Below are 20,844 nucleotides of genomic sequence, written 5' to 3'. Positions count from 1 at the left end.
TATTTATTCCGGAAAAGGTCTCTTTAAATAGAGCGTTTCCGGAATTATTATTTTAGTTTTTTATTATTTTTTCTATTATTACTTTTCCATTAATTTGTAATTGAAGCAGATAAACACCACTAGTTATAGCAGGATTTATTTTCAATACTGCAGCATCCGAATTGATTTTAAAAGTATCCACGAATACAACTTGACTAAGCATATTGTAAATTAATATTTTAGCGTCACCTCTCTCTTTGGTTTCGATTGCTATTTCAAGTTCGTGATAAAAAGGATTAGGGAAGACACTTATTTTTTCTTCCGTTAAACCAATAAGGATTGGATTAGCAACACTACCCAAGATAGCATCCGTAGAAAAAACAATCGATTTGGTTGTAGCTTGCGTACTTTTTCCTTTACCAATATAAGCAGTAAGTGTTTCTGGTTGATTGCCATAAATAGTTATAAAAGCCAAATCTGTACCTTCAATATTTTGAGAGATAGTGTTTCCTCTTAATTGGCCAGTCTCATTGTAAAAAGCGAGACTTTCATAGCCGTTAGGTAATTTTACTATCGCACTCATAGTGCTCGGAAATTGAGCATATTGGTTTGATAATAGCTCATTTTCGGTATTGCTTACAAACGCTGTTTTTTGAGTATTCATTTTGCCGCTTGATCGGTTCAAATATTCCGGATATGTAAACTTTTGAGCTTTGTTTGTCTTTAACATATAACCTTCGCCTACTTTTAAATAGGACAAAGATCCTTTCCAGCCAACTGACTCGCTGTAGATTGAAAATAGGGATTGAGACTTTATAAAATCACCCTCACTGGCATTGAGATTAGCTAAAGCATCAGTAACAGTCGCATTTTTTGAAACTACAAATGGGAGCCAGTTCCAATTTTGATTTAAATCAAAAAACCATGTGTTTAAATCTACAGGAACACCTTTAATATTTAATTTTTGTGCCACTGAAAGTTTTATTTTATACATTTTATTGTTTGAAATACCACCATTACTAGATACAGTCCCTGACCATCCACTTTCAGCTGGATTGACTGAGTTAACCTGATAAGCATCAAATAACGCGGGAGCATTTGATTTTATCAAATCTGAAGTATTTAGAGCGAGGGTTTTTGTAAGTGCATTTAAATTCCCGAATCGGGCATCAGTTACGTTAAAAGAGGTCCATGTCCAGCCTTGGTTAAAGCTGACTTGCTGACCAGTTACTTCTGTATTATTAAAAATAGCGGGACTGGAATATGTTCCAATAACTTCATCTGCCATATAAGGGATAGTGAATTCATTGTTTAAAGTGGCTTCTTTTAATTTTCCATCGGAAGCATCCCATATATAAAATGAAATATTTTCTCCGCTAACTTCATTACTATACACCGTAAGATACACAAAGTACTCCTTGAAACTAGCGTCGTAAATAACATTCGTTATTCCGCGAACCTCGCCGTTAACTGTTGCAACTACCTTGTCGTAAAGATCATCCGTAAAAATAGCACCTATTTTTACTTTTCCGATGACACTCATTGATTGGCTAAACTTGCTGGAATCTACTTCAAGGATAGGCTCTTTTTCCAATACCCTTAAGTCCAATTGTATTTTTTCATTATACCCATAATTGGTAGCGAGAGATAAAATTGTATTGTAATTTCCAATTGCCAGATCAGCGTCTACTGTTACGGTTAATGTCATCTTTGTATTCGGCGCAATAGTTCCTGAATTTGTAGGTGATGATAGCCAACTAGGCAAATCAACAGTATAAGGCTGGGATGTTCCACCTCGATTAACTATCGTAATGTCAAATGAGAGCTTTTCATTGGTTCTCTTTATTAAATTCACCACATCAGTATGTCCTTCCACAAACCATTTCATAGGGCTTTTATTAATGAGAGCGCTCCAGGTGACCGGCGATTGCTGTCTATTATCGGCCATATCATTAAGATTAGAAACCGTAATATAAGCTACCTTTCCTTCTATGCTTGACCAATTTGTAATTTGTGGATTTAATACTATTTTATCTCCATTTATTACCGCATCCACAACAATGGATTCTGTAGGACGAAATGGCTTAATAGCTGGAGTTTCATTAGAAAATGCAAGTGGTTTACTGTTTAATAAAGCATAACTACTTGTTTTTTCAAAAGTGTTTAATGGATAATAATATTTAGGACCAAAAGCATTTGCTGTTTCTGGTTTATTAAATGTAGTATATAACAGCAATCCTGTACTGTTAAAATCGAGTTCATGGTATTGATCAGATTTTATTTGTTCAGCATCTCTTGCTGCTCCCCAAATGCATAATTCATCCATTAAACCCACATAATTTTGGTCTATGCTTAAAGGACTTATTATACCTCTGGCTCCGACAAAAATAGTGCTTGATGTAAATCCACCTAAATCATTACTTGCATAGGACTCTACTTGATTTCCATCAATATACATCCTGATGGATCCATTTCTAGTTAAGCTTAATGCGACATGATGCCAACTGTTATTATTTACTTTGATGCTACCAAACGGGAATGTTTTTGCTTCTGCTTGCAGTTCAATGGAACCGGCTGCATTCAAGTTTATTGCCCATTTATTTCTATAACCATTACTTTCGATGGCATCGCTAGTATCACCTTTACCATTAGATAATAGTGTGGCAACACCAGTTTGGTTGGTTTTCATCCAAAAAGAAAGTGTAGCATCCATTTCTTTAGATATAATTACTTTTGCAGCTTCGGATATCGAGAGGTAATTAGTCCCGTCAAAATTGTAAGCAGTACCTTTTGGACTAATATCCCAATTGGTATTGGTAATTACAAGATGTTTGTATCGGGCCAAATCGTTCGCAATTAACCCGTTTCCTTCATTTATGGGCCAATACCCTAAAAGATCTGTTTCGTTACCGTTTAAAATGCTATTCATATTGGCTACCGCGGCTTCTCTTGTTATACTGCGCTTCCAGAATCGGAGATCGTGTAGGTTTCCTTTGAAAGTGTTTCCACCTAATACAATCGGATTCTCATTAGTGAAGTTTAATTTTGTGGTAAGCTGTTGCACCTTTCTCTCTATGTCATTTTCAATGATTCTCAAGGTATTTGCCATAGCATCATAGGAAAGTGCATAATGGTTGAACGTATTGTCTTTGGCGATCGTTGCACTAATGCTTTGACCACCAATAGTGTATTTTAAATCACTATCTATTAATTCTATTCTAATTCCATTACTTTGGTTTATTAGAACAGATGATCCAGAAGGGCTTGAGTTTTTCAACCAAAATTCGATACTAAAATCGCCAGTGTTAATAGCTGGTTTATTAATGGTAGCTGTATTGCTTGAGCCATTAAAAGCTAGAGAAACTTCATGCTTTACTGGACTTTGGTTTTTTTGGACTAAAAATTCAAATTTAGTAACTGTACCATTGATTTTAACGGGTTCATTAAATTGTAATGTGATATCATCTCCCAAACCTAAAATACCGTTTTTTGGTGTGGGTGTACCAAAAAGAACTGGAGAAGTAAGATCTACTTTCCCTTCAATAATTGCAGATTCAAATGCAGTTTGGTTATTGCAACTTGTACGAGCTCGTAGTTCATAACTTCCATTGGCTAGACCTAGTGCGGCGATGTCCCAAGCATAATTTAATTCAGTTCCTACAATCAATTCGATATTGGTATCTCCACCGGTAAAGGCAATATCATAATCTTGTTGGTTTTTATAGTAGGTCCTCAAACCAATCCAATCGGGTGTGCCTTTTAATCGGTATTCCAAGTTGATTTTTTGGAAACTGGCAAAACTGGTATTAAAATCGCCCAGTTTTATATTTAATGGTTTAGTTTCGGTACTTGTGATGGCAGTATTTCTGTTTAATAGCCAGTTGTTTGATGGCGCAATGATGGCCACTGGAGAACAAGCAGGAACAAAATTTGCCGATACTAATACACTATCAGTTGCGTTTCCATCACAAATTGATTCTAGAGACACTTTTATATTTTTATAGTCAAACTGGTCTTGTTTAACTTTTTTAAGTGTCATGGTATACGCTACCGTTTTACCAGCCGGAATATTTATAATAGTCCCGTTAGGCTCAATATTGATGGCCGCATTATCTGGGTTAGTCGCTTGGTCAACGTAAAGTTTAAAACTAGCCTCTTTATTAGCAGTACTTGTATTACGCAATTTAAGCACAAACTCTGCGTTTCTACCGTCAAATATTCCTGCAACATCTGCTGCTTCTACCGTTATTTCGGGTTTTTCTAAAGCAATGGTTGCTATAGTTAACGGTATGCGACTTGGTTCAGGTAAATCTACAATTGTAGCTGATGGATTTGTAGCATTAGGATGCGTTGGGTTATAAAAATAAGATAGTTCTGCCCCCTCATATGGACAGGATGTTTGTCCCCCTTTAGTAATAAAGATTGGGCCATTCCCATCAAAAGCATTAATCACGTCAATACTGAATGTATTATTTGAATCTCCGTCTTTTAACGTATAGCTGATGTTTGTGGTTTCCTCAGTCCCATCATCACTTGAACTTCCAGACCCAGAACCGTTACTGGTACTGGTTTCCATACCAAAACCAGTTTCATTAAATGTAGCCCCTACAGATGCAACAACAGAAGCATCTAATTGTAATTCGTAAGAATAAGTGTTCGTACTTAAGCGCCCTATTTCATAGCCTTTTGTCAATTCTCCAATACCAGAATCGAATGAAACATTTTCGAAAAAAGTTTTATTTAATAAATCTTTAAGCTGCTTAGCCGATTCAGAAAAAGTATTTGTAACTGGATCTTTTAAACTTTCTATAATGGCATTTAAAGACGCCTTTAGTTGGTCCTTATCTTTAAGTGCTTGATATTTGGTCAATTCATTGTTCAAAATTATCTTTCTCCAAAGATTGATTGAAGAGCTATAGGCACTTTTTGAAAGCACACCATTCTGATTTTCAACAAGATCGCCCGATTCAATTTGACTAATAATATCTAAATACTGAGGAATAAGCTCATTTAAAATATGATGCTGAGTGTACATAAACACCGTTTTTTCTGGCGACTCATTAAAATACATTGCCTTATTCACTTTGGGATATATTTTTTTAGCTACCGTATTCGTACCATTAAGATAAGTAACACTAATAGGGGTTGAATTAACCGTTGTTGACGTTACTAATTCATCGTAGGTTCCATAAAATTGATTGGCAGAAGTTCCAATATACAAATCGGCATCGCCTCCAACCCAATCCGGTTCATCACTGGTAGAAATGGTTTGATTAAAACTATAAGTAGTGCTTACGCTTTTTCCATTGCTAGAGGATTGTTGCGTGCTAACCCCGGTTGTCAAATCGTTGGTGCTTTCTGTTTCCATTACCGGCCCTGCTAAACCTCCTCCTACACTCATTTTGAATCCAAGTGAAACTGTAGTATTTAAATCAGTACCATTACTTGAGCTAGATGTGTTTTCTTTAGAAAAACTAAAATTAGAACCTTTCTCAATGGTTGCAGAACTGCCCGATCCTGGTGGATCTCTTAATATAATATCCGGTAATTCTGGGCCTGCAGTTACAAAAGTTTGTGACCCATCAGCAACACCTCCCAATAAAATTCCGTCTTTATTATAACCCATTAACGGATAATCAACTCCATTTGATCTGTATTTTAGATCAATAGTTCGCTTAAAACCTGTTGCTGCATCTGTATTGGGTGTTCCTCCTTTAAAACTGTAGGTCAATATACTTGGATCTGTAGCAGAAACCACAATCTTCTCACTGTCTTCTAAAGCCAAATTATTAGTGGCAATTAAAGTTCCTCCTTCAACCGGAACGGTGTTGATTTCAGGTGAAGTCAAGCTTTTATCGTAATTATAATACAATTCCTGCCCTTGAACCTGAATGCTATACTCTCCAAACTGTGTATAAATTGGAGTTTTTTGTTCTGCTGATACGGTGTAGGTAATTCCGTCAGAGACTATCGTTTTATCAGAAGTTTGGCTTAATACCTTTTGCGTAGGGTTTGCGATATGAGCAAATTTCAGCACTTCTTGATAGGGCTGTCCTATAATGGTATCTTTTCCCTGAATAAATGTTGGATATTGTACCCCTTTTATAGCTGTAAAATTGATGGTTCTGTCTGCATCTAAAATAGGAGTGTTATCTGGGTTTTTACCGCTAGAAAATGTTAAATCATTTTTAGACAGCATATAATTTAAAGGCAATAGTGACACACGGTATTCTCCTGTTTCAGTATTAGTTGAAAAATTGCTTTTATATTCTGGTGTAACACTAGTAGCACCCGTTGGCAAGTACCCAAGGGTTAATTTTGCTGTTCCAATATTGTTTTCAGAAGTATAAATTATAGATCTGCTTACTCCATTTTCATCTTTATATGAATAAGTTTTTTTACCATCATAACCAAATCCAATTTTTCTATCGGCTTGTACCGTTCCACCCACAACTCTACCAACTACAATCACTTTAGTATTGTCAATAAAAGTAATAGGTTCATCACGGTCTTCAAAAAAGTCTTGATAGGTATTGGTATATGTGGTCACTCCGTTCGCTACAGAAGCCTCTTTTGCAGGATATCTTCCGTCAAAATCAAAAGTATGTCCACTTTTGGTTATGCTAATGGCGTGTTTTCCTATAGGAACTTCTATAGTAAATCGACCATTAATATCCGTTTGAATGGCTACATTATTGGCGTCAATTGCTTGTATATTATCAATGCTTACAAAGGCTCCTGGAACAGGTATTTGCGCATATCTATGTAGTTTTGTGATTTTCCCCGTAACATCTTTTTCTGCCCAATATTCTCCTTTTTGGTATTTTACAGTCCCTTTTACATAGGCATTATATACCTCATCATCCTTAATATCTCCTGTTATTGGTGCATCAGAAGTAGTAGGAAAAACACCTCTACTATCATAAACAGCAATCCCTTTAAATACAAAAGAAGAATTATCAATAAAGTCTATTTTATTTACCACTGTAGAGCCTACACCTAAAAAGGCTAATTGCTGCGAAGGATTAAATTCATGCTTTCCAAGTGAAGGTACAATGGTAAAAGAATCGCCATTACCACTATAGGGAACAGCTGATATTACATAATTACCAAACTCATCTGTTACACCTAAAACACCCAATTGACTGCTAGTTGGGATGTTGTTGCCTGTATTGTCAAATGTAGGTGTTTGAGCAGTGGTTAATAATGAATTGCTCAGTTTGGCATTATTCCCATGGAAATTAAAGCCAGTATGGGCCATGTCATACGCATAATCGCCAATTTTCTCGTTAGCACTGATGTAGGTATTTAGAAATGCTTCATTTCCGTTTAAATAACGACGGTAATCTCTTTTGATTTGGGAAGGACTCAATGCTGTTTCCCATACCCTAAATTCATCTAAATAGGCATTTGCTCCTCCACCCATCTTAAAGTGTGTCCAAGTCTGGGGTTGTCCAGTAGAAGAAGTATTCAAACTTACACTACGATGTAAAATGTCAATTCGCATTGCAGGCAGTCCCTTTTTGGCTAAAATTCTCGTCATTTCAGCTTTGTAATCAACTTCAATAAATCGTCCATTAATGTAAAATTTAGGAACTTGATTATCTCTAATTACTACACTAAAATGAGTAAAAACTTTAGTTATATTGCTTATTGGGAGTAAAATATCGTCTCCATTATTATCAATTTCACCACTTGGGTAATAATCAAAAGCAGCAACATATGCACTCCCCAAGTATAATTGGACGTAGTGATTAGCTGAATAATTGACCTTAAAAGTTAAAGATTGGTCGGCATTGCTTTCTAAAGTGTATAAAGATATCCCTGAGCTTGCATCAATTTCTGGCTTTACCCACGCTTGTAAAGTGATAGAATCTTTCAAACTCTGATTCAATCGGGGTACAGAGGCATAGCCGCTGGCAGGAATTTTTAATGAACTCCCAATACTTAACTGACTGCCCGTTGGGTTAGCTACTACCATTACATCTTTCACCGGATTTCCGCCTGTAAAAGTGATGTTGCCAGTAACTACACCAGTTGGGTTTCTATAACCTATACCTGTAATGTAAGTTGAATATAGAATCTCTAAACCGTCAATTTCAACTCCTTTTGCTGCTATTTTATAGCGATACAGTTTACCGCCTTCTATATTAGTATCTACATAGGTTCCCGCGTCTGCGGCTAGTGTTTTTAGTGATTTTCCCCAATTTGGATTTGGGCTGTCAATATCCTCTGTTCGGTACACCGAGATACTGATAATTTTTTCACGGTTCATTTTCACATCCCAGTTAATCTCTATTCTGTCACTGAAATAGCCTTTGGATACCGTGAAAGCATCTTCCGAAAAAGTATTGTATCGATACCGAATTCCCCAAGGAAAACCTAAATCTTGTTTATAGTTTTGCGTGGGATTATTGGTAAATGGCTTATCAGTTACCCCCATATAAGGCATCCCCACTTGTAAACTTACCTTTTGTATGGTGAAAGTTTTATTTACCCCATTTACCTTTTGGGTTAAGGTGCGGTTAAGGTTTTCTTTTGCAGAAGCTGCAGCACCAATTACAGTGGCAACCCCTTTTTGTTCTTGACCGAATAGCGTGCTATAGCTTAACAACAGTAAGCATAGCACATAAATGTATTTCGTCATGTGTAGGTTTGTTAGAATAGTAAGAAATAGGAAAGCAAAGCCAATTAGGATTATATTTTGATAATATAGTTTACACCGTAGTTGATGGGGCGGGTTTCTGTACCACCTGTATTGTTTGTATTTCCTGAGGCAGTATGAGTATGGTCCCCATCATATCCAATAGTTTTAGAGTTTACTAAATTAGGTTCTTCTTTAGTACTATTATTATTATCTGTACCATTAACAGTATATTTATCATCCATACTTAATACTCTATTAAAGTTGCTGTTGTTATTATGATTGTGGCTACCTGCAGAATTCGTGGGTAAACTAGCCGCATGCAAATGCGACCCTAAATCGTCTTGTTGGACTGTTTTTAGAGTTGGTCCTGTATGCCCTGATGATGCTGATCCAGTTCCACGCAAAAACATTCCATTTAGGTTAGGCGTAGTCGTACTGCCCAGTAATGCTTTCAAACTTGCGGTAGTTACATCATCGGTGAAAACAGTTCCGTTGCAAAGCAGCCATCCATTAGGTGCTGTCGTCCCTATAAAAGGCATTATAGAGCCAGTAGGAACTCCGTTTTGCGCAAAAATAGCATAAGGAACTGCTTGTAATTTTTCATTAGAAAAAACCACGCTGCCTTGCACTACTTTTAAATAAGTAGATTGGCTACTAATTTTACCATAAATTGTTTGATCTATATCTAACACATAAGAGAATACACCAAAATTATCAGTTTTTACATTGGCTGATTTAGTAAGTATAACTTGCTCACTATTACCGGTACCTAAATAGTAAACAGTAAAAACCAATGCTAATTGATCAATATTTGCTATCGCGGCATTGGTTTCGTCACGGGCAATTCCTTGGATAGACATTCCTGAAGAAGTTACATTCGTTTGTGCATTTGCATTTACGGTGATAAGAAGTCCAATAAAGATGTACAGGATAAAGTAGATTTTTTTCATAAAAAATGGGGAGTTTAATTTAATAAGCGGCAAATTAAAAAAACAAAATAAACAAACAGCATCCACATGTTATAATTCCTATATTTGTTACAAATTTTGAATATTTGACACATGTTTTTCAACCTGTTATCGTTGTTCGTCGGCTTTTTATGTCTTTTTATCGCAGTTTTTATGATTTTTAATCCAAGAAGGAATCATAAAACAAACGTCTATTTTATAGTTATTTTGATTACTGTGGGGGCGCAGCGTTTTATTTATGCACTTGAAATTTTAGGTTTTGTTCATGATACATATAGCCCTCTAAAAAAGAATCTACGTCTTGGTTTTTATATCGTGCCCGTTTATTATTTGTTTTTTAGAAGACTTATTCAAGGATTTGATAAACTTAAAAAAGAGCTTTTGCATTTTATTTTCCCAACAGTATTTGTTTTAATAAATTTAGTGTTTACTGTTTCTAAAATAAATGGTTTCTTATTTTTAATCTATTCTACCCTTTACTTTATATTAATACTTAATATGTTGAAGGACTTTATATACAGAAAGAACACCTCGATGCTTCAAAAAATAAGTTATAGAGAGATAAAGACATGGATATTACTGATGATTACTTTAACTTTTTTATTAATTATATACTCTAATTATTTCTTGTTTAGTGACTCAAGTTCTCAAATTACTTTAGGTTCTTTTTATAAGTATTCTTCTTTACTTTGGTTGTTGGTACTTATTTATATGTTTAAAAATCCGATTGTCATATTTGGAGAACAGTATTTTTTGAAAAACATCCAATTAAATGAACCTTTAGAGTTTTTAGTCTGGAGCAGAAAAAGATTAAAAATTATAGAAGAAAAAGATAAAATAGTGAACAATACTATTTTGAAGAGAATTGATTTTATTATTTCAGATATTCAAATCTTGCAAAAATCAGATGAGATGTTGTCAACAACTACTTTTACAGCTGATACTCTGGCAAAACAACTAAAAATACCACGACGCCACGTGGAGTTTGTCTTTAAATATCATTGTCCCTATTCAATCAATGATTTCAGTAATCTGATAAAGGTTAACTATGCCGTGTCTTTAATTAATAAAGGATATCTAGATAGTTATACCGTGGAATCATTAGGCGAAAAATGTTTATTTAATTCAAGATTTACATTTTCAAAAAACTTTAAAAAATTTATAGGCGTCTCAGTTAGTGATTATGTAAACAGCATAGTCAAGTAGAAGCTGTACTTTGGAGAGGCTGGACATGCTAACTTCAAGCGTATAAATAGTTAAGCATAAAAACCTTAATTTTAGTTTTGAAAAAGAATCGAAAAATTTACGACCGCGTTTTCAATGTAAAGGCTGTTCAATTAAGTTATGAGAGAAAAAACATCTCAGATTTCGCCAGAGAGTTAGGAGTTTCCGTGGCACAATTGTATAAATGGCGAAAAGAGTAGTTTTTAATGAAAAATGGAGGTGATCATTTTGCTCCCGAATTGATAGTTATTTTGATTTGGAATCAGCTGCCTCTTCAAATTGGAATTGGGCGGTCAATATCACTGGAATTTGCACTCTGTCGTTTACTAAATCCGCTTGGATCACTTTGACCATCGATTGAGTCAATCGGCTCACCATTCTGCTGTCGGCAGAATCGATAAGCAAGGTTCTAAATGCTGTTCTTAGTATTTTACACGCTTTACCAGCTCTTCCAAATTCAGCTCCATTCTCTCGCGTTCTCTGGGATGCAGGATCATTCTTGATTCTGCTGGCGTCAATTCTGTCTTTTTCGCGAGCCAAATGCCCATCCTGGTTTTTTGTAAAAAGTAATATCCCCGATAGTACCTTTCAATTTAATTATGCCTTTCTGTATTGCCATAATTCCTAAAATTTTAAATTAATAATTTGCTAAAACTCCTTTAATCTTTCTCCCGTTGCAACACTTTTTGATTGATTATAAACAAAGATGAAGTGAATTTTAATGCGAAATTATAAGTGCTGCTCCATATGGCAGCCAGCGGTATAAATGGCAGAAATCGATCTAAATGTCAGTTGGTATTCGGAATATACCATACATTACGACTATATGCTTTTACATATATATTCGTTTTGTTTCAATAAATTATATGCTTTTACATATAATTAACTATATTTGTTCAGAATCGTTGCAAAAGCATATAATCATGAAGACAATAGCAGATTTTGTAAAAGAGAAAAGGAATGAGGTAAACCTAACGCAGGAAGCCTTTGCGGAACGCGCAGGTGTGGCACTGACCGTTATTCGAAAAATAGAACAGGGTAAAGAAAACCTAAATCTGGAAAAAGTAAACCAAGTCCTCAAAATGTTTGGCCATACTTTAGCTCCGGTAAGTGCAAGAGAATTATCCAAAAATGACGAAAAGCAACTATGAGAAAAGCAGCCATATATTATAAAGACTTTCTGGCGGGAATACTCACGGAAACGGATGAAGGGGAATACCACTTTCAATACGATGAAAATTTTATTGAAGAGCACCCAAAAGAAAGCATCAGCTTGACCATGCCGGTACAATCAAAAACTTATACCGAAAAACGGTTGTTTCCTTTTTTTGAAGGATTGATTCCGGAGGGATGGTTACTTGATATCGCCTCAAAAAACTGGAAAATTAATCCAAACGATCGCATGGGGTTACTCCTCGCCTGTTGCCAGAATTGTATCGGAGCAGTAAGTGTTCAACCAATACCAAACGAAGATGTTTAAGAAATGTCTCTATTGTTACAAACCATTAGCTGACGATGCCGTTGGTGATTTTCATGAGCAGTGCAGTTTGGAGTTTTTCGGCAGCAAACAGCAGCCGGTATTCGAGCATTCGCTAAAGCAAATGGTAGATCTGGCGAAAAATGTAGTGGAACGAAGCGTAGCAGTACCCGGAATACAACCAAAACTATCCTTGTCTATTGTAAACGATACCATTCATGACGGAAACAAAGGCCGCCTTACGGTAGTCGGAGCTTTGGGAGGAAACTATATTTTCAAACCACCATCCGCCCAATTTCTAGAAATGCCCGAAAATGAGCACGTCACTATGCGGATAGCGGAAGCTTTTGGCATCAATACTGTAATGTCAAGCTTAATCCGTCTGCAGTCGGGTGAACTGTCCTACATTACCAAACGCATCGACAGAACGGAAACTGGAGAAAAAATTCACATGCTTGATATGTTCCAAATCACGGAAGCTTTCGACAAGTACAAAAGCTCCATGGAAAAAATAGGCAAAGCCTTAGATGAATTTTCGGATAACACCTTGCTCGACAAAGTGTACTTTTTGGAACTGGCCATTTTCAGTTTCTTAACTGGAAATAATGATATGCATCTCAAAAACTTTTCGATGATCCACTCTGGTGACACCTGGACATTGGCGCCCGCCTATGATCTATTAAACGTGGCAATCGTAAATCCAGACGACACCGAGGAACTGGCCCTGACATTAGAAGGAAAGAAGAAAAAACTAAAATGGGAACATTTCAAAAAACTGGGTAGTACGCTTGGCTTGAATGAAAAACAAATAAAGGGAATGGCAAAACGGTTCCAAAAAAATAAACCCATAGCCATCCAGTGGATTAATAATTCATTCCTCTCAGATGCGTTCAAAGAAAAATACAAAGTACTATTAGAAGAAAGATACCATAGATTATTTGGTATCGATTAAGCAAACACTTTTTTTCATAAATTTAGGCTTCCCTAAAGTTTGATAAATAGTACTTTAGAGTGAATCAAAGCCATATAGTGTATGAAAACCGAAAACAAGAGGTTGTGTATCTACCCAAAGGGCACACAACGCATTACAGGGAAGAGTTACCGGCAAAGCGTTAGAATGTTGCAAACCATCCGCAAAGAGCTTAACAAGCTCCAAAACGAATTGGTTAGCATAGAAGAATACTGCCAATACACCAGCCTGAAACAGGAACAGGTAATGACCTTGATCGTTGACTAAAATCATCCTTGGAAATTGAAAACTGCAATGCAAGCCGTTCATTTTTTGGTTGTCTTTATGAGATTAATTGGACTTAAATCCGTAAATTTGATTCATACAATTTAAGTGCTAAATTGAGTCAAAAAAAAGGGTGCATAATTCAGTGCACTCATTCTGAGAATTAGCTTTAAAGTCAATGAATACAAGGGGTTCATAATTTCGATTAGAGCCTCTTTCTCCGCGAAAGAAACCCGAAACGAAAGTTTCGGGTTTCTTGTTTTATGTATCGCACTAAAATCTTCGAATAAACCAGACCGCTGATTCGTTCATTTTTACTCAGCACTTCGTAAACCATAAACTAAAAATGTACCGTCTGAAACTACTTTGAGTACTTGTTTTTACCATTATTATAAGCCCATTATGGCTCTAGGAATGTATCAGATCGATAACTACCTTTTATCTTAAAAAAATATAGAATTTTAGACTTTTGCTACTACTAATAAAAAGTGAGAATTTTAACAGTAATTTATTTCTCTCTAAGTTCCAAAATTCTATTTTTGCGACCTAATTTAATAAAGCATTACCATGAAAGATTTAATTGAAAAAATCAACGCTGAATTCGAAACATTTAAAACAGAATCTGATTCACTAATTGAGAAAGGTATCAAAGCTGCTGGAGCAAGATCTCGTAAATCAACTTTGGAACTAGAAAAACTTTTAAAAGAGTTTAGAAAAGTTTCTGTAGAAGAATCAAAGAAATAAATTTAATTTATCATTATAAAGCCCATTAGTCTAACTAATGGGCTTTTTTTGTTTTGTATTGTTTCTTTATTTTAAAAACTAAACTAAAGCACTTGAAAAATAATCTTCTAATATGTTAATTATATTTTATGTTTCTCTCGCTATTCAATTTCTATTGTACTGTATCCCGCACCGGTTCTAACCAATTTAATTTTAGTACCAATACGATCTTTCAATTCTCCTACATGTGATATGATACCAATGGATTTATTACTTTCATTTTGCATGTTTTCGAGTATGCTTATCGCCTGATCTAAGGACTCCGGATCTAAAGAACCAAAACCTTCATCAATAAACAAGGACTCGATTTCAACATTTCGCGCCGCCAAATCAGATAATCCAAAAGCTAATGCGAGGCTCAATTTAAAAGTTTCCCCTCCTGACAAAGAGGATACGGAACGTTTGGTATTTCCCATATAGGTATCAATCACTTTCAATCCATCGGAATCATTAGAAACATCCAACAAATACCGATCTGAAAACCCTCTAAGACGTTGGTTTCCATACTCCAATAATTGCCTCAATGTTAAGTCCTGCACAAAATTCGAGAATTTTTTCCCCATTGCGTCTCCAATAAGCATATTCATTTTACTCCAAAGAGACAAATCCTTATTTAGCGCCTCCAGCGATTCCTGGCTATTCTTTTGCTTCGCTTTATTTTGAGTGTCAATTTCGATTCGCTTCTCTTGGTCCCAAATGTGTTTTTGAAGTTCAGTCAAGTCTTGTATAACTTTGGGAAGTACTGCTATTAGTTCATCTAGTGTAACTGTGGTGTCATTTAATCGCTCTTCTTCGGCCAATGTTTCGTCTATTGCTTTTTGATTGGTCTTCAAACGTATCTCATCTTCTTTAAGCTTTTGCAACTTTTTACGAATTTGGTTTGCAATAGATTCTTCTAGTATTTTTGATTTCAACGTTTGCAGTGAATCAATGTCCTTTTTTTGAAGTTCTGGGATAAGAACGGCTAATAACTGTTCTTTAAGAGCAACTGTTTTAGTTCTATTGGCTGTAGATTCAACAAGCTGTTCCGTTAGCCCGTTCAATTCCGAACGACAAACGCTGAATTTTTTATTCAAATCACTGACATCCGTATTAATGTCTTTCTTATTGTAAACAGACAACAACGTTTCTTTGGCTTTCCTATAAGCCGTTTTCAAAACCGAATAACCGCTATTTAGTTTTTCCATTTCGTTCAAAACTACTTTGGATTGTATGTATTTCTCTAATTTATCTAATTCGGTTTGCTCTCGTTGTAAGGCAGTAAACTCCGATTCCCATTTTTCTAGCGAATCAGCCTTATTCCATTTCAATTGGGAACACAATTCCACTATCGCATTTTCCAAAACCTGAAAATCAGCTGACCTTTTTTCTAGATCCAATTCGTCTTTTGAATTGATGGCTTGAAAACTCACTTTTTTTGCTTCAACAAGCAATACATTTTTCTTTAACTCTTCTGCCTTTTTTGCCAATTCATCAAATTTATCTTGTAGTGTACTGACCAAAACTTCTTCGATACTTTCAGCGTAGGGATGACTCTCAGATCCACATAACGGGCAAGGTTTGTCTGGTTCTAAGTCCGCACGATGCTGATCAAGACTTTTACGTTGTTTCCAGTCCTCCAATTCCTCCTTTGCTTTTTCAACTATTGGGAGAAGAGTAGCTAATTCTGATTTTTGCTGTTTTTCGTTTTCAATAAAACCATTGATTTCACTGTATTGCTTTTTGATTTTAGCGTTTAATTCTACTATGCCTTTTTTCTTTTCATCAAATAATTTTCGGTTTCCAATCAACTGGTTAGCTGGTAAAACTAGTTTGGAGAGCTCGTCCTTTTTTGTACGAACTGCATCAATAGTAGAAAGTCCTTTGCGTGTTATCTCAACTTCAATCGTTTTTAATTCCTGTTCGATTTGCTGCAGCAGATTTTCATTCTCTATTAAAGTTATTCCATACGCTTTAAGTCCCTGTAATTTGTCCTTAATACGTTGAGCTTCCTGCCTCGCTTCATTTAGTTTTTCTTTTTCTGCTTCCTGCAGAATAACTACTTTTATCCTGAATTCCTCTAGTACAATATCCAGTTTATCTTCTGCTACTTCGGTTGCTGTCAATTCGGAAGCGGATTGAATCAACTCCTTTTTAGTCTTTTCAAAATCTAAAGCACGCTGTTTTCCTTTTTCTATTGCAACAGAAAGTTCTGATACCGTTTTATCTGCCAGTTCTATCTGAAGCATTTGGTCTTTAAAAACCACTACACTATCATGAACTTCTAACTCTTTTTCCTGAGTTGAAACTTCTTTTTTATGCATTAAAAAAGCATTCCATTCTCTTAGGTTTAACTCCTTTTTCTCGATGTTTTTAAGGATACTTTCTTTTAATGCTTTTTTATTTTCGAGCTCTTTTTGTTTTGCTTCATTAGCAGTAAACAATGGCTTTTTCTCGGCTATATCATCCTGAATTTCTTTCAAGGATTCATCAGTCAACAAAACCGTTTCTCCCATTTTAATTTGTTGGGTCTTTACCGCATCCTCTACTCCTCTGAACCGTTGGAATACTGCTCTACCTATTTTTCGGTAAATAGATGAACCCGTTATCTCTTCTAAAAGTGCATTTCGATCGTCTTTTTTAGCCAAAAGCAATTTAGAAAACTGGCCTTGGGCAAGAATCATCGATTGTACAAACTGATTGTAATTCAAACCTATGATTCGTTCGTTTTCACTAACCACTTCGTTGACGCTTGAAACTAAAATGGTACCCGTTGCAACCTCTGTTAATTCTTGTTTTCTACTTGCTAATGTTCCTGTTCTGGTTCTACGAATGGACCAAGAAGATAGGTATCGTTTCCCTTTAACCTCATATTCCACTTCTGCATAACAATCCAAGGCATTTTTAGTTAGCACAACGCCTTCCTCCTCAATTATTTTTTCGCTGATTGATTTTTCTATTCGGGGAATTTTATTGTACAAAGCCAAGGTTATCACATCCAGAATAGTTGATTTACCTGTTCCAGTTGCGCCCGTAATCACAAAAAGCCCCGCTTCACCCAGGACACCATTTTCAAAATCGATGGTATGCTCGCCTTTCAGAGCATGTATATTTTTAAATTTTATTTTACAAATTTTCATGTGACAGTTATGTTGGAGTATTAATCAATTGAATCTGAAGATTGCAAAGCCTCCATAATTTCCTTAAAAGCATTTACAAAATCCTGGGTATTTTCTATCGAAGCATCTTGTTCTAATCGCTTCTCGAACAATTGCACTGGCGAAAAATCATTGATATCTTCTCCTTTTGTCAGCAGCTTTGAAGTACCTGCAATCTCATTCTTGAATTTAATACTGCCTTTTAAAATCTGTAGTCCGTTTTGTGGTTCAGTGGTCAATAATTCTTCTAATATTCTGATATGTTCAATATTCTCATTTTCCTCTTCGATCAACACCTCGGCCAAATCAATTAACGGGGATTCTGATTTATAATCGGAGATTATTTTTTGTACTTCTTCAACCGTCCCTTTAATGGATAGTAATTTTCTGAATTTTGGTGTTGCAAGTGAAGAAATAGTAAAATTATTTCCTTCCAATTCTAAAATAGTAACTTCTTTAATATCTTTTTTTTCACTGAAGCTCAAAGCAATTGGCGAACCGCTGTATCGAATATGGGGTTTTCCCACCATTTGCGGCCTGTGAATATGTCCTAAAGCGACATAATCAGGTTCTTCTCCAAAAATGGCAGACTCCACTCCCGCTTGGTTTCCAATTTGAATTTCGCGTTCACTTTCTGATACGGAAGCACCCTGAGCGTATAAATGTGCCATCACAATAAAGGGAACACTACTGTGATTGGCATTGTAATATTCATTTACACCAGCAAAATAAGTGGCAATTCCGTGTCTGATGAGTTCTATTTTGTCATCATACGATTCCCCTGCAGCTACATTCCGAATATCTTTATCTCGTAAAAAAGGAACAGCGGCAACAACCACTTTTTGGTCTTCTATTTCAATTTCGACAAATAATTCAGAAATAGTTTCAGGAACTCCACCTACAACCTTAATGTCGAGGATTTCCAAAAGTTCTTTCGGAGCATTGATGACATGGGGAGAATCATGATTCCCCCCGGTTAAAACAACCTTACATTTTAGAGGAAGTAATTGCTTTAAAAAATAGTAATACTGCTTCATTGCCTGCTGCGATGGATTTGCCTGATCAAACAAATCCCCCGACATTAATAATACATTTATGTTATTGTCCTCAATACATTTGATTAACCAATCAAAAAAGAGATTCATATCCTCTGCAAAATCAATTTTCAGTAACTGTTTACCAATGTGCCAATCGGCAGTATGTAAAATCTTTATACTCATATCTTAATTGTTCTATTTATGCAATTACTACCCTAATTGCTTTCTTGTACAAATTTTATATTCTTTAGTATTTAGCTAATCTACAGCTGTCATCTTTTAAAATTCTTATAATAGAATTTTATTTTTCTATTGTAAAATCGCAGTAAACATAAACTTAAAAAAGAAAAAAACGTTACGGAATCCCACAAAAAGCTGTTTTTTATGACATCCAAATTTAAGTGATAAATTGCAGTTTCAGTCTTCTGATTTGGATAGAAATTCCAATATTTATAGTAGCCTTATTTATAATATTTCCAAAGATAAAATATTTCCTTGCCATTATATGAGAGAATAAAATAACAATATTGAAACTATAAATATTTTGCTCTCAAGTAGAATTATTTAGCCAACGCCATACTTTGTCTCTATGCAAGCTTCCTTTTATATCATATAAAAGGAAACTACGGATATAAAAAATGAGAATGAGGAAAACCGTAAGGATTACAGACTCACAAAGCTTATATTTGGTTACGGGTCTTTTACAAAAAAATAAAATTACTTCTTCTATGAAAAAGATTACTATTGAGTTAACAGATGAACAGCATGCGAAAATGATGGCCCATTTACAAAAGGGGACGAATTTGAATGTGAATAACGAGACGTTTTCAGGCTATAGTTTCAACCTCAAATGTGTCGAAGGTGGAATTTCCTCTTGGCTTGAAGTTGAGATGAACGGGACCTTAGATTTAGGTGAAGTGAATTGGAAAATAGAACCAATTATTTAAAATGCTATAACTTTAAAAGCTAATGCAAATATTATTGAATTAAAAAAAAACCGAAAATGAACATCCTTTTCCTTCATGGTCTTGAAAGCAAATTAAGCGACCCAAAAAGAGCTATTCTTGAGGCCTATGGTAATGTAATTGTACCAGACACCGATTACAAATTGGATCCCAACACGATTCAGAATTTATATGACGAATATAAAAATCAGGACATCAACGTCATTATAGGCAGTAGCATGGGCGGTTTTACAGCTTATCATCTGGCGAACAGTTTGGGTATTTGTGCGTTGCTGTATAATCCGGCACTGCCTTACCGAAATAAAATCGAACAAATAATTCCATCAACCCTGCCTATCAACAACGCTCCTTTCATGCGAATTGTATTGGGTGCCAAAGATGATGTTATCAAGGCTAAAGACAACCTAAACTATTTGGCACAACATAGTAATCCTACAACTGATTATGACATTAGAATTAAAAAAGAGCTAGAGCATCAAATTCCCATTGGAATTTTCGAAAATGAAACAAAAGCCTTTTTTGGGAAGCTCGGATATTAAAGCCTGTTTAACTAATATTTAAAATGCGCAAACTCAAAATTAATTTCCACGGCGAAAGTTGGACCCTTAAAAAGTTCGAGTGCAGTGACTATGAAATTAAGAAGTGCTTGAAAGTTGCTGCCAGAATGAAACTTCCATTAGCAACAGCTTTATTGGACCCATTCTTCTATTACTACCTTAAAATACCAGCTATCGCATCGACGGAACATCTACCAGGCACAAAATGGTCTGGTTTATTGGATTCCGCCAGAAACCAAATCGAAATCTGGTACGACGGTAAGAAAATCAAAAAATTACACATCGCCGACATAGATCAGGATTTGTTGCTTTTTCCCCTATACAACAGGAATAAAATTGAAATTACAGAAGAGTATAGCCCAGGGATTTATGTGGAACAGCAAGTAATAGGTTTTGTGGGCAGCTACGAACTGAATATAGAATCCTTCGATTTGGAAGATTTGCAGTTCCATTTGCTACAATTTAATGACAAACTGCTATTGCAACCACCAACCTACTCCAATCAAAAACTACGTTTCAAAAAAAAGGAAACATTACTTACTTATCAGAATGGATTTGAGGTTGAATAACCAATAAATATCATATCTACTAACTCGACCTCTACGAGAGCCTCCAATAATACTAGTAGTCTATATTACAAATATTAATTAAGTAACATAAAATAGAGTTGTCTATTCTATTTCTGACATAAATGTCACGGCACATTTGAAACAAATTCAAAAAAATATCTAAATGTATTACGAGGGCACTGAAAAACTTCACTTATTTTGATTAGAGTCGTTTTTTAGACAATAAAAAAACGCTTATAACAGGATTTTAAAGATCCTTTATGAGCG

The 20,844-nt window shown here is 35.4% G+C and carries 13 protein-coding genes and 1 pseudogene; 9 read left to right on the top strand and 5 right to left on the bottom strand.

The features are described 5' to 3' along the window. Positions 1–52: 52 nt before the first annotated feature. Complete coding sequence (locus BLV91_RS13625) at positions 53–8,626, bottom strand: LamG-like jellyroll fold domain-containing protein (RefSeq protein WP_091434244.1); 8,574 nt, start codon at positions 8,624–8,626, stop codon at positions 53–55. A 50-nt stretch (positions 8,627–8,676) separates the two neighbouring features. After that, positions 8,677–9,576, bottom strand: coding sequence for a phage tail protein (locus BLV91_RS13620; RefSeq protein WP_091434243.1), 900 nt, complete (start codon positions 9,574–9,576; stop codon positions 8,677–8,679). 171 nt (positions 9,577–9,747) lie between these two features. Here BLV91_RS13620 and BLV91_RS13615 point away from each other — a divergent pair, with 171 nt between their 5' ends. Both BLV91_RS13615 and BLV91_RS17325 read left to right on the top strand, forming a co-directional pair. After that, positions 9,748–10,800: a helix-turn-helix domain-containing protein gene (locus BLV91_RS13615; RefSeq protein WP_091434242.1), complete on the top strand. Its 1,053-nt coding sequence runs from the start codon at positions 9,748–9,750 to the stop codon at positions 10,798–10,800. Between the two features lie 77 nt (positions 10,801–10,877). Continuing rightward, on the top strand, positions 10,878–11,018 hold the full coding sequence (locus BLV91_RS17325; protein ID WP_175514012.1) for a transposase: 141 nt from the start codon (positions 10,878–10,880) through the stop codon (positions 11,016–11,018). A gap of 115 nt (positions 11,019–11,133) precedes the next feature. On the opposite strand, the pseudogene BLV91_RS13605 reads toward BLV91_RS17325, so the two are convergent. Beyond that, positions 11,134–11,437: pseudogene (locus BLV91_RS13605) on the bottom strand (hypothetical protein); the annotation flags it as partial. Positions 11,438–11,741: 304 nt separating this feature from the next. Here BLV91_RS13605 and BLV91_RS13600 point away from each other — a divergent pair. The 4 genes from BLV91_RS13600 to BLV91_RS13580 all read left to right on the top strand — a co-directional run bounded on the left by BLV91_RS13600 (position 11,742) and on the right by BLV91_RS13580 (position 14,273). After that, positions 11,742–11,969, top strand: a complete 228-nt coding sequence (locus BLV91_RS13600) for a helix-turn-helix domain-containing protein (RefSeq protein ID WP_091434239.1) — start codon at positions 11,742–11,744, stop codon at positions 11,967–11,969. After that, positions 11,966–12,298 (top strand): HipA N-terminal domain-containing protein, encoded by a 333-nt coding sequence (locus BLV91_RS13595; protein ID WP_091434237.1) that lies wholly within the window; start codon positions 11,966–11,968, stop codon positions 12,296–12,298. The genes BLV91_RS13600 and BLV91_RS13595 overlap by 4 nt, the downstream gene beginning before the upstream one ends. A 121-nt stretch (positions 12,299–12,419) precedes the next feature. After that, positions 12,420–13,247, top strand: a complete 828-nt coding sequence (locus tag BLV91_RS13590) for a HipA domain-containing protein (RefSeq protein ID WP_449403937.1) — start codon at positions 12,420–12,422, stop codon at positions 13,245–13,247. Between the two features lie 849 nt (positions 13,248–14,096). Continuing rightward, positions 14,097–14,273 (top strand): histone H1, encoded by a 177-nt coding sequence (locus BLV91_RS13580; protein ID WP_091434232.1) that lies wholly within the window; start codon positions 14,097–14,099, stop codon positions 14,271–14,273. A 140-nt stretch (positions 14,274–14,413) separates the two neighbouring features. On the opposite strand, the gene BLV91_RS13575 is transcribed toward BLV91_RS13580, so the two are convergent. Both BLV91_RS13575 and sbcD read right to left on the bottom strand, forming a co-directional pair. Beyond that, positions 14,414–17,431 carry an AAA family ATPase gene (locus tag BLV91_RS13575; RefSeq protein WP_091434230.1) on the bottom strand — a complete coding sequence of 1,006 codons (3,018 nt, stop codon included), beginning with the start codon at positions 17,429–17,431 and terminating at the stop codon, positions 14,414–14,416. A gap of 20 nt (positions 17,432–17,451) precedes the next feature. Then, the gene (gene sbcD / locus BLV91_RS13570) at positions 17,452–18,669 is read right to left on the bottom strand and encodes an exonuclease subunit SbcD (RefSeq protein WP_091434228.1); all 1,218 of its coding nucleotides are present in this window, start codon (positions 18,667–18,669) and stop codon (positions 17,452–17,454) included. A gap of 455 nt (positions 18,670–19,124) precedes the next feature. Here sbcD and BLV91_RS13565 point away from each other — a divergent pair, with 455 nt between their 5' ends. The 3 genes from BLV91_RS13565 to BLV91_RS13555 all read left to right on the top strand — a co-directional run bounded on the left by BLV91_RS13565 (position 19,125) and on the right by BLV91_RS13555 (position 20,577). Further along, the gene (locus BLV91_RS13565) at positions 19,125–19,433 is read left to right on the top strand and encodes a hypothetical protein (protein WP_245709710.1); all 309 of its coding nucleotides are present in this window, start codon (positions 19,125–19,127) and stop codon (positions 19,431–19,433) included. Positions 19,434–19,489: 56 nt separating this feature from the next. Next, positions 19,490–19,990 (top strand): YqiA/YcfP family alpha/beta fold hydrolase, encoded by a 501-nt coding sequence (locus tag BLV91_RS13560; RefSeq protein ID WP_091434226.1) that lies wholly within the window; start codon positions 19,490–19,492, stop codon positions 19,988–19,990. A gap of 125 nt (positions 19,991–20,115) precedes the next feature. Next, entirely contained in the window at positions 20,116–20,577 is a 462-nt protein-coding gene (locus BLV91_RS13555; protein WP_139262332.1) for a hypothetical protein, read from the top strand. Positions 20,578–20,844 lie beyond the last annotated feature (267 nt).

The organism is Flavobacterium degerlachei, from assembly GCF_900106645.1.
Taxonomy (GTDB): Bacteria; Bacteroidota; Bacteroidia; order Flavobacteriales; family Flavobacteriaceae; genus Flavobacterium; species Flavobacterium degerlachei.
This window is presented reverse-complemented; position numbering and strand designations above follow the sequence as displayed.

What these genes read in the sequence shown, in the direction of transcription:
- BLV91_RS13590 (WP_449403937.1), top strand. Translation starts at nt 12,420, where the DNA reads ATGGTAGATCTGGCGAAAAATGTAGTGGAACGAAGCGTAGCAGTACCC.
- BLV91_RS13615 (WP_091434242.1), top strand. Translation starts at nt 9,748, where the DNA reads ATGATTTTTAATCCAAGAAGGAATCATAAAACAAACGTCTATTTTATA.
- BLV91_RS13575 (WP_091434230.1), bottom strand. Translation starts at nt 17,431, where the DNA reads ATGAAAATTTGTAAAATAAAATTTAAAAATATACATGCTCTGAAAGGC.
- BLV91_RS13580 (WP_091434232.1), top strand. Translation starts at nt 14,097, where the DNA reads ATGAAAGATTTAATTGAAAAAATCAACGCTGAATTCGAAACATTTAAA.
- sbcD (WP_091434228.1), bottom strand. Translation starts at nt 18,669, where the DNA reads ATGAGTATAAAGATTTTACATACTGCCGATTGGCACATTGGTAAACAG.
- BLV91_RS13600 (WP_091434239.1), top strand. Translation starts at nt 11,742, where the DNA reads ATGAAGACAATAGCAGATTTTGTAAAAGAGAAAAGGAATGAGGTAAAC.
- BLV91_RS13560 (WP_091434226.1), top strand. Translation starts at nt 19,490, where the DNA reads ATGAACATCCTTTTCCTTCATGGTCTTGAAAGCAAATTAAGCGACCCA.
- BLV91_RS13565 (WP_245709710.1), top strand. Translation starts at nt 19,125, where the DNA reads ATGAGAATGAGGAAAACCGTAAGGATTACAGACTCACAAAGCTTATAT.
- BLV91_RS13625 (WP_091434244.1), bottom strand. Translation starts at nt 8,626, where the DNA reads ATGACGAAATACATTTATGTGCTATGCTTACTGTTGTTAAGCTATAGC.
- BLV91_RS13620 (WP_091434243.1), bottom strand. Translation starts at nt 9,576, where the DNA reads ATGAAAAAAATCTACTTTATCCTGTACATCTTTATTGGACTTCTTATC.
- BLV91_RS13595 (WP_091434237.1), top strand. Translation starts at nt 11,966, where the DNA reads ATGAGAAAAGCAGCCATATATTATAAAGACTTTCTGGCGGGAATACTC.
- BLV91_RS13555 (WP_139262332.1), top strand. Translation starts at nt 20,116, where the DNA reads ATGAAACTTCCATTAGCAACAGCTTTATTGGACCCATTCTTCTATTAC.